This is a genomic window from Megasphaera sp. UPII 135-E, assembly GCF_000221545.1.
In the GTDB taxonomy this organism is placed as follows: domain Bacteria; phylum Bacillota; class Negativicutes; order Veillonellales; family Megasphaeraceae; genus Megasphaera; species Megasphaera hutchinsoni.
The window spans coordinates 1-13960 of the sequence record NZ_AFUG01000040.1 but is presented as its reverse complement, the minus strand read 5'-3'; the positions used below and the strand labels follow the sequence as shown (position 1 = coordinate 13960).

General features: G+C 39.7%; 10 protein-coding genes. All 10 read left to right on the top strand.

Annotated elements, in window-relative coordinates:
- The first annotated feature begins 167 nt into the window (after positions 1 to 167).
- Positions 168 to 1193, top strand: coding sequence for a type I glyceraldehyde-3-phosphate dehydrogenase (gene gap, locus HMPREF1040_RS06065; RefSeq protein ID WP_007393043.1), 1026 nt, complete (start codon positions 168 to 170; stop codon positions 1191 to 1193).
- Between the two features lie 105 nt (positions 1194 to 1298).
- On the top strand, positions 1299 to 2834 hold the full coding sequence (gpmI, locus tag HMPREF1040_RS06060) for a 2,3-bisphosphoglycerate-independent phosphoglycerate mutase (RefSeq protein ID WP_141557806.1): 1536 nt from the start codon (positions 1299 to 1301) through the stop codon (positions 2832 to 2834).
- A gap of 136 nt (positions 2835 to 2970) precedes the next feature.
- On the top strand, positions 2971 to 4194 hold the full coding sequence (locus tag HMPREF1040_RS06055; RefSeq protein ID WP_007393061.1) for an aspartate kinase: 1224 nt from the start codon (positions 2971 to 2973) through the stop codon (positions 4192 to 4194).
- Positions 4195 to 4202: 8 nt separating this feature from the next.
- On the top strand, positions 4203 to 4502 hold the full coding sequence (locus HMPREF1040_RS06050) for a hypothetical protein (protein WP_007393071.1): 300 nt from the start codon (positions 4203 to 4205) through the stop codon (positions 4500 to 4502).
- Between the two features lie 49 nt (positions 4503 to 4551).
- Positions 4552 to 4944: a holo-ACP synthase gene (gene acpS / locus HMPREF1040_RS06045; protein ID WP_007393050.1), complete on the top strand. Its 393-nt coding sequence runs from the start codon at positions 4552 to 4554 to the stop codon at positions 4942 to 4944.
- On the top strand, positions 4931 to 6544 hold the full coding sequence (locus HMPREF1040_RS06040) for a bifunctional ADP-dependent NAD(P)H-hydrate dehydratase/NAD(P)H-hydrate epimerase (protein WP_007393065.1): 1614 nt from the start codon (positions 4931 to 4933) through the stop codon (positions 6542 to 6544). The genes acpS and HMPREF1040_RS06040 overlap by 14 nt, the downstream gene beginning before the upstream one ends.
- Entirely contained in the window at positions 6541 to 7650 is a 1110-nt protein-coding gene (locus tag HMPREF1040_RS06035) for an N-acetylmuramoyl-L-alanine amidase (protein ID WP_007393042.1), read from the top strand. The genes HMPREF1040_RS06040 and HMPREF1040_RS06035 overlap by 4 nt, the downstream gene beginning before the upstream one ends.
- Before the next feature lie 885 nt (positions 7651 to 8535).
- Positions 8536 to 10788 (top strand): formate C-acetyltransferase, encoded by a 2253-nt coding sequence (pflB, locus tag HMPREF1040_RS06025; protein ID WP_007393075.1) that lies wholly within the window; start codon positions 8536 to 8538, stop codon positions 10786 to 10788.
- Between the two features lie 96 nt (positions 10789 to 10884).
- The gene (gene pflA / locus HMPREF1040_RS06020; RefSeq protein ID WP_036257843.1) at positions 10885 to 11640 is read left to right on the top strand and encodes a pyruvate formate-lyase-activating protein; all 756 of its coding nucleotides are present in this window, start codon (positions 10885 to 10887) and stop codon (positions 11638 to 11640) included.
- Positions 11641 to 11910: 270 nt separating this feature from the next.
- Positions 11911 to 13929: a TonB-dependent siderophore receptor gene (locus tag HMPREF1040_RS06015; RefSeq protein ID WP_007393068.1), complete on the top strand. Its 2019-nt coding sequence runs from the start codon at positions 11911 to 11913 to the stop codon at positions 13927 to 13929.
- The last annotated feature ends 31 nt before the right edge of the window (positions 13930 to 13960 follow it).

Sequence of the window (13960 nt, the reverse complement as noted above, 5' to 3'; positions counted from 1 at the left end):
TTAGTATAGCATATATGAGGATATTTGCAAAGACGAGGACATATTTTCTTTGGCAGATGGAGAAGTATATATATAAATGGGACTGGAAATGTCCATGCGGTTGTAATATCGTACCGCTGATGTCATAATAAAAGCATAAAGAATATAGGAAAAAAGGAGTGGACGCGATGATAAAAATAGGTATTAACGGATTTGGACGGATTGGGCGTTTTGTTTTTCGGTTAGCACAAGCTCGTCCTGATATAGAAGTTGTGGGTATTAATGATTTGTTACCTGTAGATTATATGGCTTATATGCTCAAATATGATACTGTACATGGACCGTTTCAGGGAAACGTTGAAGCAGATGTCGATCATAATCAATTGATCGTTAATGGCAAGGAGATTCGCGTGACCGCAGAAAAAGATCCGGCTCAGTTGCGGTGGCATGAAGTGGGTGCCGATTATATCGTAGAGGCGACAGGTCGTTTTTTAACCTTGCCTTTAGCAGAACGACACTTTCAGGCTGGGGCAGGTCATGTCGTTTTGACAGCACCATCGAAAGCTGATGAAACGGGGAAGCAGGCGGATATGTTTGTGGTTGGCGTGAATACGGATCAATATAGGGGTCAACGCATTGTATCTAATGCTTCGTGTACGACAAACTGTTTAGCACCGCTAGCAAAGGTATTACACGATAATTTTGGCATCAAAGATGGGTTAATGACGACGGTTCATGCGATGACAGCTACGCAAAATACGGTTGATGCTGTATCCGTTAAAGACTGGCGGGGTGGTAGAGCGGCGAGTGGTAATATCATTCCTTCTACGACAGGGGCTGCCAAAGCAGTGGGTAAAATTATCCCGTCTTTAGCGGGTAAGTTGACAGGTATGGCGATGCGTGTTCCTACGTTAGACGTATCTGTCGTTGATTTGACCGTAAACCTCCAAAAACCCACATCGTATACTTCCATATGCCAAGCGATGAAAAAAGCCGCTGAGGGGCCTTTAAAGGGAATTTTAGGCTATACTGATGAGGATGTTGTATCCTCTGACTTTTTAGGTTGTACTACGCCATCTGTTTTTGATGCCAAAGCAGGTATTGCACTGACCGATACATTTGTTAAAGTTGTCGCCTGGTATGATAATGAAATTGGCTATTCAGCGAAGGTTCTGGATCTAATTACCCTTATGGATAGCTATCAGCGACATTGATACTTGACGGACGAGAAACACATCAGTACAATAAATAATATAAGTATTTAAAAGCAGGGAATAATCCCTGCTTTTTTGTCCACGGAATAAAGGAGTATAACAATGATGAATAAAAAGCCGGTTATGTTGGTTATTATGGATGGTTTTGGATGTAGTGAGGAAGTCGAAAACAATGCGGTCGCTCAGGGCCAATTACATGCGTTGCGTGGTTTATGGCGTGCATATCCTCATACGCATTTAGGTGCTTCAGGTGAATCTGTAGGCTTACCGGCTGGACAAATTGGCAATTCTGAAGTGGGCCATTTAAATATAGGTGCTGGTCGGATTGTGTATCAAGCATTAACCAAGATTACGCACGATATTGAAGACGAGACATTTTTTTCACGTCCCGTATTAGTGCAGGCGATGGAACAGGTACAACGCAAGGGAACGGCATTGCATATTATGGGGTTGGTTTCTCCTGGCGGTGTGCATAGTAGTGAAAAACATTTGTATGGATTGCTAGAGATGGCCCGGCGGTATCAGCTTTCACGTGTATATATTCATGCCTTTTTGGACGGGCGTGATGTATTACCTCGCAGTGCGGGTCCTTATTTAGCTGAATTAGAGGCCACATGTGCCCGGTTGGGCGTAGGCGTGCTGAGCACGATTAGTGGGCGTTATTATGCGATGGATCGAGATTCTCGGTGGGAACGCGTGGAAAAGGCTTATCGAGCTATTGCTGACGGTAAAGGTGAAGTGGCACGAGACTATAACGCTTGTTTGCAACAGTCTTATCAAGCGGATATAGCTGATGAATTTGTTGTACCGACGGTCATTAAAGCACATCCAGTGCAAGATGGTGATAGCGTAATCTTTTTTAATTTTCGCCCCGATAGAGCACGGCAATTGACAGCAGCGTTTGTTGATCCTGATTTTTCAGCTTTTTCTCGGAAGCGGTATAACGATTTGTATTTTGCTACGATGACTCGTTATGAAGACACGTTGCCCGTGCATGTCGTATATGACAAGGAAACCATTCCCCATACGTTAGGTGAAGTGGTTGCACAAGCCGGTAAAAAGCAATTACGGATTGCTGAAACGGAAAAATATGCCCATGTTACGTATTTCTTTAATGGTGGTGAGGAAACGCCGAATGAGGGAGAAGATCGGGTGTTGATTCCATCTCCCAAGGTGGCTACGTATGACTTACAACCACGCATGAGTGCAATAGAAGTAACAGAGCAAGTTGTACAGGCCATTGCACAAGATACATATGATTTGATTGTGCTTAATTTTGCTAATCCGGATATGGTAGGGCATACGGGTGATTTAGCGGCAACGATAGAAGCGGTGGAAGTTGTTGATCAATGTATTGGGAAAATTCGTGATGCCTTACTGAAAGTTGAGGGGGAATTGGTTATTATTGCTGACCATGGCAATGCCGAAAAAATGCGTGATCCTAAGACGGGTAGTCCCTACACCGCTCATACGACAAACGATGTGCCGTGTATCATCATGAGCAAGCGTTATCAAAAGGCAAGGTTGCGTGAGGGGATTTTAGCGGATGTAGCACCTACGATATTGACGTTAATGGGAATTGCTATTCCCGTGGAGATGACGGGAAAATCACTTTTCGTAGATACGCGTGTAGAAAAATAGGATAACCGTTTATTAAGATAAATGAAAATATCTTGTCCTATCCTTTACAATTGCATAGCTCCATGATATTATTCAATATATGGTTTATAATAGGTTACCATAGGCTAGACTTTAAAGATAAAGAGAGGGAATTGCGTTGGCTTTAATTGTTAAAAAATTTGGTGGTAGTTCCGTTGCTACGCCCGATAAGATTAGTTCCATTGTACAGCGAGTGATACGAGAAAAAAAGGAAGGCGATCAGATCGTGATCGTTGTTTCTGCGATGGGCGATACAACGGATGAGTTAGTAACGTTAGCAAATAAAATTACGTCTAAACCCTATGGTCGTGAAATGGATATGTTGTTGGCGACAGGTGAACAGATATCTATTGCCCTCATGGCGATGGCGTTTGAAGAAGCCGGGGAAAAGGCGATATCTTTTACAGGTGGACAGGCTGGTATTATGACGAGTGCCGCCTTCAATAAGGGGCGTATTTTAGATTTACAACCAGCACGTATTTTCAAGGCGTTACAGGAAGGTAATATCGTGATTGTTGCAGGGTTCCAAGGGCAAACTTCACGAGGGGATATTACGACGTTAGGACGGGGCGGTTCGGATACGACAGCGGTAGCTATTGCTGGGGCTATTCATGCAGATGTTTGTGAAATTTTTACAGACGTTGATGGCATTTATACATCCGATCCTCGAGTAGTACCGGCGGCGCAGAAAATGGAGTCTATTACTTATGGTGAAATGTTGGAAATGGCCAAATTAGGAGCTGGCGTGATGCAACCACGGGCAGTTGAAATGGGAAGCCGTTTTAATGTACCCATTCACGTTCGTTCTACTTTTTCAGAAGAACCAGGGACGATGATACAGGAGGATTATGCAATGAAGGTAAAGCAATATTTAATTCGGGGAGTTGCACAAGATAAAAATGTGGCAAAAATTACAGTATTAGGAATTCCTAATCGTCCAGGGTTTGCATATCAAGTATTTGCGGAATTAGCAGAAAAAAATGTCGATGTAGATATGATTGTGCAAAGTGTGCGTATCGCTAAAGAAGGGGTTACAGACATTACGTTTACGATTGCTCGAACGGAATTACCGGCGGCACGGGAAGTGTTGGCACATATACAAAAAGAGTTGTCCGTGGAAGATATTCTTGTCGATGAAAGTATGGCAAAAGTATCCTTAGTGGGAGCAGGAATGGCAGGACATCCAGGTATTGCAGCCGGTATGTTTGGTATTTTTAGCGATCATCATATCAATATTGAAATCATTTCTACTTCAGAGATTAGTATTTCTTGTTTAATTGCTGAAGAATCGATGGAAAAAGCTGTACAGGCTATTCATGCTCATTTTTTTAAAGAAAATTGAGGTGTCTTATGACCGTATTAGATAGTTTTATTGATGAAATGTTACAGACGGAAGTGCCAAAAACGGTATTTATTAATACATTACTTCGTGCGTTAGAGGTACCTAAAAAACCGAAGTTTACCGTACCTGCTTCGCCTTATACATTTGAATCGAATATACATGGATTACGGTATGACTATCAGGCGAATGAAGTGTGTTTGTGTTATAAAGTAGTGCCGTCTATTTATGCGGATATGGTCATTTCATTTCGTTCTTTTAAAGTGATTTTAGAAGGTCTGGGAATATGTATTCGCATGCAAAAATGGTAAAGGATTAAGCCGTAATTTCAAGTGAAATTACGGCTTTTTTGGAGGCGTTATGGTTGGAATTGATATCGTAGAAATAACACGCATAGAAAGGCTGTGTCAGCATCACGAAAAACGCTTAGGTAAATTTTTCACGGCCTATGAATTAGCATATAGTGCGGCGAGAAAACAAACACGGGCAGCGACTTTAGCTGGTATATATGCAGCGAAAGAAGCTTTTTATAAGGCCTTAGGAACGGGCTTTAGAGAAGGACAGTGGACGGATGTAGAAGTAAAACATAGTGACTTGGGTGCACCGTATTTTGTGTTTTATGGCGTGTATGCACAACGAGTAAAATTATACGGCGGTACGCCGTATGTATCCATCAGTCATGATGGGGCGTATGCGATTGCACAAGTTGTATGGTGGAGAAACGAAAGAGGAGTAAGCGATGAAAAAGCTTAATACAGCGGCACAAATGAAAGCGATAGATCGGGAAGCGATGCAAGGAAGATATCAGATACCGCCAACTGTTTTAATGGAAAATGCGGGACATGCGGTGGTTACTCACGGTATGCAGGTATGGGGCCCGTGGCAGGGGAAACGGGTCAGCATCTTTTGCGGTGCAGGGAATAATGGTGGCGATGGGTTTGTGATTGCTCGTCATTTGATGGCACAAGGGGCTAAGGTGTACGTGTATATTGGGGGGGAGGAGTCAGCGTATAGTGAAGAAAGTCGCATTCATTTACGGACGTTACAGGTGATGCAAGATGAGCCGCTTTGCCATTTACAGTATCTGTCTTCCTTGGCGGAACCGGTTGTGCGTAGACGTATAGCACATAGTCATATGATTATTGACGCACTTATCGGTACGGGTTTTCATGGCATGTTGCGACCTAAGATGCGTGCACTTGCACAGATTATCAATGCGGTAGCACATGAGGCAAAGATTCCTGTTATTGCCGTTGATATGCCAACGGGAGTAGATGCTGATACGGGAGCAAGTGATAAAGATGCCATTCATGCAATGATGACGGTTACATTTGGGGTACATAAGCGGGGACAATTTATATATCCAGGCAAGGAACTTGTCGGTAAAGTGGTCTTAGATACGATCGGTATGCCCATGCCGTTACTTAGAAAAGAGGAAAATGATTGTATGTATGCCCTTGAATTAGCTGATATAGCTGAGATTATGACGAAACGTTCGCCTACTAGCCATAAAGGTACTCATGGAACTGTCGGTATTATTGCGGGTAGTGCAACGATGCTTGGGGCTGCGTTAATGGCGGCACAAGGGGCTGTGCGAGCTGGTGCAGGGAAGGTACGGGCGATGATTCCGTCTGTTGTGGCTACGCAAGCCATGGGCTTGTATCCGGAAATAATGGTGGCAGCCATAGGTACAACGCCTTATTTTACCGGTGCCGATAGCAAGGCGGTTATGGAACAAATAAGGGATTGCTCTAGTATAGCACTAGGACCGGGTTTGGGTAGGTCGAAAGAAACGCAAGACTTTGTACTTCAAATTTTAGAAAAGGCAAGTTGCCCTTTGGTGATCGATGCAGATGGGTTATATCATTTACAAGGAATGAAAGATAGGGTACGTAGGTGCTTGCAACCACTTATTTTTACCCCGCATATAGCAGAATTTAGTCGTCTTTCGGGGTATGCAATAGATGCAATTAAGACTAATCCGGTACCCTTGTTGCGTGTTTTTGCTCAAGAATGGCAGGTGTGTATCGTCTTAAAAGGGGCACCTACATATATTGTTTCGTCAGAAGGTAAGGCAGTGTATATCAATACAACGGGAAATGCCGGTATGGCTTGTGGCGGTATGGGTGATGTTTTAACAGGTATGGTTGCTGCTATTTGGGGGCGTGAAAATAACCCAATGGCCACGCAAGCGGCGTGTGCAGCTGTTTATTTACATGGAGCTAGTGGTGATGCTTGTGCAAAAGACTATGGGCCTTATGGATATACGCCATTGGAGTTAGCACGGCAGGTGCCATGTATCTTACAACAGGGGCAGGTCGTAACGAAAATAGATGATGGAGAGATAGGATGAAAAAAATACTGGTATGTTTAGTTGGTTTACTTGTATTCGCTTGTTCGTTGACGATACAGGCACAAACGATTACAACTATTAACGGTTTGCGGGCGGTGTGGCGAACAGATGAAACTATTCCGTTTTTGCGTATCGTTGTAGAAACGGATCATCCCGTTACACCGAAACTTGTCATTCGGAATAAAGACAAGGTGCTATTGTTGACTTTGTCTAATACGAAGATTGGCAAGTTAGAACGAGCTTTGGTAGACGATAATCCAACGGTCCGTCAAGTTACGGTTACACAAAAAGCAGCAACAACAATGATAGCATTTCAATTACAACGAAATGTAGCCAAAGAAGAGGTGCAGTTTTTCTCTTTACCCGCTGGGAAAGGGTCTGCTTCGAAAGTACGGCTGGTTTTGGATATAAAAAATCCGGTGGCACCTATTTCACCGTCAACAAAAAGCACTATATGGAGTAAAACGGAAAACATAGGACCAGCACCAGAAACAGTTCGACCTTATCATGCTGCGATTGATACGAAAGTGCTACGGGGCAAAATTATTTGTATTGATCCGGGGCATGGTGGTAGCGATGGTGGAGCAATAGGGAGAAAGGTAAAAGAAAAAGATCTTACCTTACAGATTGCTAAGCGGTTGGCGGCTCAATTGACTCAGGCCGGGGCACGTGTTGTATTAACTCGCGATAGAGATACGGATGTATTTTCGGCATATGCTGGTGCCGTGGAAGAATTGCAAGCACGGTGTAATATTGCTAATACCGCCAAGGCAGATGTGTTCGTAAGCATTCACCTTAATTCGTCTATTAAGCAAGCGGTTGGAGGAATTGAAACCTTTTATAACAGCAAAACTCCATATGATTATAGTTTGGCAAATTATATTCATCAAGAAAATGTAAAGGCTACTACTTTTGTTAATCGGGGACTGCATGGAGCTAATTTTTATTTATTATTGCATAGTAATATGCCTGCTGTGTTAGTGGAATTAGGGTTTATTTCTAATCCACGGGAAGAAGCAACATTGCTGCAAGAGGAGCAACAAGAGCAATTTGCCAAAAGTATGATGACGGGATTGAGTAAATATTTTGCTCATAAGGGTAGGTAAGATATACGTATCAAGAAGGATTGTATACGCTATAAGCTAAGTTGCTTATAGCGTATTTTTTATATATTATTAGTGAAATAAATAACAAATAAAATAAAAAGTATATATATAATATATTTTTTGACAATATAATCGTATATTAATGAGAGTATAAAATATGATAGTAAACGGAAGATGAACGAAAAAATGGTTGATTTTATAAAATGAGCAGGTAAAGGAATATAAAAATATGTATGACAAATAGTAATTATCAATTTGAATGTTTATAGCATACACTTATTTGGGGTAAAAAAATAAGCACATACTATAATAATGATAATAAAATGATATATAATGATAATAAAGAATAAAAATGATAAAAGTAATATAAAAAGACTGCATTTATCATTAGAAAAAATGATGACAAGTAGCTTTAACTGTAGAAAAATTATTAAATACATGAAAATTAAAAGAAAAAAAGATGTATATATATACACACCAATTTATATTAAGGCATAAATCAGATGATTTTATGGATAAAAATTTTATATATATTTACCTGTATATGACTAAAACGCATTAAAAGCATAATAAATTGATAATTGTTTTTAAAAAAAAGTACACAAAAATAGTTGCTTTTAAAATAAAAGATGTATACAATGAAAGTGAAAAAAGAAGACTTAGTAGATGAAAAACAAATTGTTCTTTTTGTAACTAATTGTATGGATTTATGAAATATAAAGAAAATTGCGTTTTAAATTTTAATATTATCAAATATGAAATAAAACGGAAAATTCTTAAAATATTTCGAATACAATATAAAAAAGAAAAAAGTACATCTACGGTTATGGTCATTCTTTTTGGAACAATTATTATACATTTACTGCTAAAGGACGGTGTATGCACATGTTAGAAAATAAGGCATGGGAAGGCTTTGACGGACGGTTGTGGAAAGAAGAATGCAACGTTCGTGATTTCATTCAGAAAAACTATCATCCTTATGATGGGGACGAATCCTTTTTGACAGGACCGACTGCCGCTACGAACAAGCTTTGGGGAAAAGTACAAGAATATCAAAAGCAAGAACGTGATAACGGTGGCGTATTGAAAGAAGAAACAGAAGTGGTTTCTTCCATTACTGCATACGGACCAGGATATATTGATCCGTCTATGAAAGATTTGGAAAAAGTCGTTGGGTTGCAAACCGATGAACCGTTAAAACGTGCATTTATGCCATATGGTGGTATTAAAATGGCAGAAGAAGCACTGGAAATGTACAATTACAAATTAAATCCAGAATTGCATAAGATTTTTACGGAATATCATAAAACGCATAATGAAGCTGTATTTGATGCGTATACAGATGAAATGATTCGTGCTCGTCATACTCATGTTGTAACGGGTTTGCCTGATGCGTATGGTCGTGGACGTATTGTTGGCGATTATCGTCGTGTTGCTTTATATGGTATCGATCAATTGATTGCGTGGAAAGAATACGATAAACAATACAATGACGATGGCGTTATGACAGAAGAAGTTATTCGCTTACGGGAAGAAATTTCTGAACAAATCAAAGCGTTAAAACAAATGAAAGAATTAGCTAACATTTATGGCTATGATATTTCTAAACCGGCTACGAATGCTAGAGAAGCTGTACAATGGTTATATTTTGGTTATTTAGCCGCTATTAAAACACAAAATGGTGCAGCTATGTCCGTTGGTCGTATTTCTACGTTCCTCGATATTTATATCGACCGGGATTTAAAAGCAGGAAAACTTACAGAAGAAGAAGCACAAGAATTAATTGACCACTTGACATTGAAATTCCGTATGGTTAAATTTGCTCGTATCCGTTCGTACAATGAATTGTTCTCGGGCGACCCGGTTTGGGCAACATTGGAAATGGCCGGTATTGGCATGGATGGACGTTCTATGGTAACGAAGACGGATTATCGTTTCTTACATACGTTGGAAAACATGGGACCTGCACCAGAACCGAATTTGACAGTTCTTTATTCTTCCCAGTTACCGATGCCGTTTAAAAAGTATGCGGCACATATTTCGGATATGACGAGTTCTATTCAATATGAAAATGATGATGTCATGAAACCTGTATGGGGCGATGATTATTCCATTTGCTGCTGCGTATCGGCTACACAGACAGGTAAAGAAATGCAGTTCTTTGGTGCACGTGCAAACTTAGCAAAGGCTTTGTTATATGCTATTAATGGTGGTGTGGATGAAAAATTTGGTATTCAGACAGGTCCAGAATTGGCTCCTATTACGTCCGAATATCTTGATTATGATGAAGTAGTTCATAAATATAAATTGATGCTGGATTGGTTAGCTGGTTTGTATGTCAATGTATTAAATACGATTCATTATATGCATGATAAATATTATTATGAAGCTGCAGAAATGGCCTTGTTGGATACGAAACTTCGTCGTACCTTTGCAACTGGTATCGCCGGTTTCTCTCATGTAATCGACTCCTTATCAGCTATTAAATATGCAAAAGTAAAAGTTATTCGTAATGAAAAAGGCTTAGCTGAAGATTTCCAAATTGAAGGAGATTTCCCGAAATATGGTAATGATGATGATCGGGCTGATGATATTGGTGTATGGGTATTGCGTGAATTTATGTCGGATATCGAAAAACGTCATACTTATCGTGACTCTGAACCGACTACATCTATCTTGACGATTACCTCGAATGTCGTATATGGTAAATTCACAGGTAACCTACCAGATGGACGTCGTGCATGGACTCCGTTTGCACCGGGTGCTAACCCAAGCTATGGAGCAGAACAAAATGGCTTGCTCGCATCTTTGAATTCTGTTGCGAAGATGCCGTATGAATGGTCCTTAGATGGTATTTCTAATACGCAATCTATTACGCCGGAAGCATTAGGACATAGTGATGGTGAACGGGCTGAAAACTTAGTTCGCATCATGGATGGCTACTTCGATCAAGGTGCACATCATTTGAATGTAAACGTGTTTGGTAAGGAAAAATTGATAGATGCTATGGAACATCCAGAAAAACCGGAATATGCTAACTTCACGATTCGTGTATCTGGTTATGCTGTTAAGTTTATTTCCTTAACGAAAGAACAACAATTGGATGTTATTAATCGTACCTTCCATAAAAATATGTAAGCAGGGAGAAAAAAACAGCTCTGGCAAAAGCTGGAGCTGTTTTTTACTACTTTTTTAAAAACCATATCGTAAGAAGGCCAAAGGAGTGGAATCATGATGACGGAATCCGTATTAGGTAAAGTCCATTCAATTGAAACTTTCGGTGCTGTTGATGGACCAGGAGTTCGTTTTATTATCTTTTTACAAGGTTGTCGGATGAGATGTCGGTATTGTCATAATCCTGAAACATGGCAGGGAAATCAGAAGGAGCAATACACGTTGCGAAGTGCCGAAGATGTCTTTAAGGAAGCCTTGCGATATCGCACGTATTGGAAAAATGGCGGCGGTATTACCATTAGTGGTGGTGAAGCTCTATTACAACTCGATTTTGTGTTAGCTGTATTTTCTTTAGCGAAGAAAAAAGGGGTACATACGACGCTAGACACGGCAGGGAATCCTTTTACACGGGAAGAACCATTTTTTTCTAAGTTTAAGCAGTTGTGTGATGTGACTGATTTATTTATTTTAGATTTAAAAGAAATGGATGACGAAAAACACAAAAAATTGACTGGTTATAGTAATAAAAATATTTTAGATATGGCAACGTATTTATCAGATCAAGGAAAACATATGTGGATCCGCCATGTATTGGTTCCGGGACTTACGGATGAAGAAAGTGGGTTAATTGCACTGCGAGAATTTATTCAAACGTTGCAAAACGTCGATCGGGTAGAAGTGTTGCCCTATCATGTATTAGGCGTACCTGAATGGGAACGTCTACATATTCCGTATACCTTAAGGAATGTCAATCCACCTACAGCAGAAGAGGTAAAACGAGCGGAAAAGTTGATGGGCGCTTTTGTGCGGGCATAAGTAAAGAAACATTAATATGCGATAAAAGCATATTAGTGTTTCTTTTTTTTGTATAAATATAGCAGGAAATAATATTTATTAAACATTGTTTATATATATAGCGTTTTAATAATTGTTATAAAAATGTTAAAATTGAGATAGAATGGATAAAGAATATTTGTTATTAGTCTTATTGGGCTATTATTGGTCTAAATGGAGTGGAAAATAAAAATGCCTTTTGTTATTCTATGAATAGTGATAATTATTTTCATATACTTAGGAGGGGAACTTATGAAAAAGACGAATAAGACGGCAACACGCTGTTTTGTTTTAGGGGCAGTGTTAGCATTGACAGCAGGTTTTTCAACTACTAGTATGGCTGCAAACATGCATTCTAAGACGGATGAAGTACTAACTAAGGATGTTGTCGTAACAGCGACAAAAACGAAGGCGAAAGTACGACTCGTACCACAGGCAGTACAGATTATTACGGCAAAGGATATTGAAGCGATAGGGGCAACCAATGTAGACGATGTGATGCAATATGCTTTGAGTTTAAATATAATTCATGCTGTTCACGGGGATGCTTTAGCCATACGGGGAATGGCTAGTAATCAGACATTATTTCTTATTGATGGCCAGCGGATTGCCCAAGAAGATACGGGTGATACGATGAATGGGGAAGCGTTAAAAAGACTGAATGTTAGTGAAATTGAGCGTATTGAAATTGTCCGTGGCCCAGGTAGTTCCTTGTATGGTTCGGAAGCGATGGGCGGCGTTATCAATATTATCACAAAAAAATCGCATAAGGCGGGGGTTCAATTCGGTCTTGGTTATGGGACAAAACGGAATGCGGGTTTTATTCGAGTTGATTTTGGTAAGCATGATCATTTTTCAGGTTCTCTTGATGCCCATTTTGAAAAGGTATTACGGGAAGTTGAATTTAAAGATCGTGGTGGCACACGGCATAATTATCGGTTTAAAGGAAATTATGATTTTGACAATGCCGCAAAGCAACAATTGCAGATAGAACTTCATCGTATGGACAGTAATTTAGTGGAAGAAACGGATCTATTTAGGAAACCTAATTCTAGAAAAAGTGAGCATACGGGCAAAGTAACGTCGGATAATCGTTTTACGAATAAGGAACAAGGCGGTAGTATCAGTTTTACTGGTAAAACGGCAAGTAATGAATATATGATTCGTGCTTATACGAATAGATTAACCAAACATCAACTAACGCGCGGAACTTTAGCGGATAAGCCTGAATTAGGATTAGTTCCAGGTGATATAGATGCTGCAAAATATAAGACGACTGTATTTGAAGTGAGAAATACTTCGTTTATTAACGATGATCACAATATAACTTTCGGCTTTGAACATAAAAAACAATCATATGCTGGAACAAGATTAATGAGGCAGAAAGTTGAAGGACCTTCACTGACCAAAGAACTGAAAGAACATTCAACTAAATCATATGCTCTATATATTGAAGATCAGTGGCAAGTTAGTGATCGATTATTCCTTTTGCCTTCACTTCGATATGGATATGATTATCAGTATGGGGCGGAAGTTACCCCTAAATTAGGTCTTACTTATGATGTGAATAATATCTGGAAATTGAAAGCGAATTACGGAAAAGGATTTAAAGCACCGACTATTAGTGAATTATATATGAATTGGGTTCATGGGGGATCTAATGGAATGGGACTGCTTGGAAATCCTGATTTAAAGCCAGAACACTCAAGAAGTTATGATGTTAGCTTAGAAGGTGATAATGGCTCGATGTTCGCTAAATTCACCTATTTTAATAATGATGTATCGAATTTAATTTCCTTTAAGCAGATTCGGCCATCTGCTGATATGGTGAATCCGCCTAGGTGGCTTTTGCAGTATCATAATGTGGGATCGGCCCAAATTAATGGGATAGAAATAGAATTAGGCACGCACCTTTCTAAATATTTGACGGCTCGTTTGCAATATAATTGGAATGATGCGACAGATAAAAAGAGCAAAACGCGTTTGCTTGGTAGGGCAGAAGAAGAGACGGGTGTGCAATTGCGGTATGATGATCATGGCGTTAATCCATTACAAATCACGTTGTCTGGAAAATATGTAAAAAATTATATTGTATCTGGTCGCCAGGGTGACGTATTTTTTTCCTATCCGACGATTGATTTAGGGATTCATAAGACATGGAATAAACAAATGTCGATTTATATGGGTGTAGATAACCTCTTTAATAAGAAAGAGGAAGATTTGTACATTCGTGGTAGATCCTATCGAATGACCGTTGATTGGAAGTTATAAGGGTAACTAAAAAAATAGCATAGACGATGTC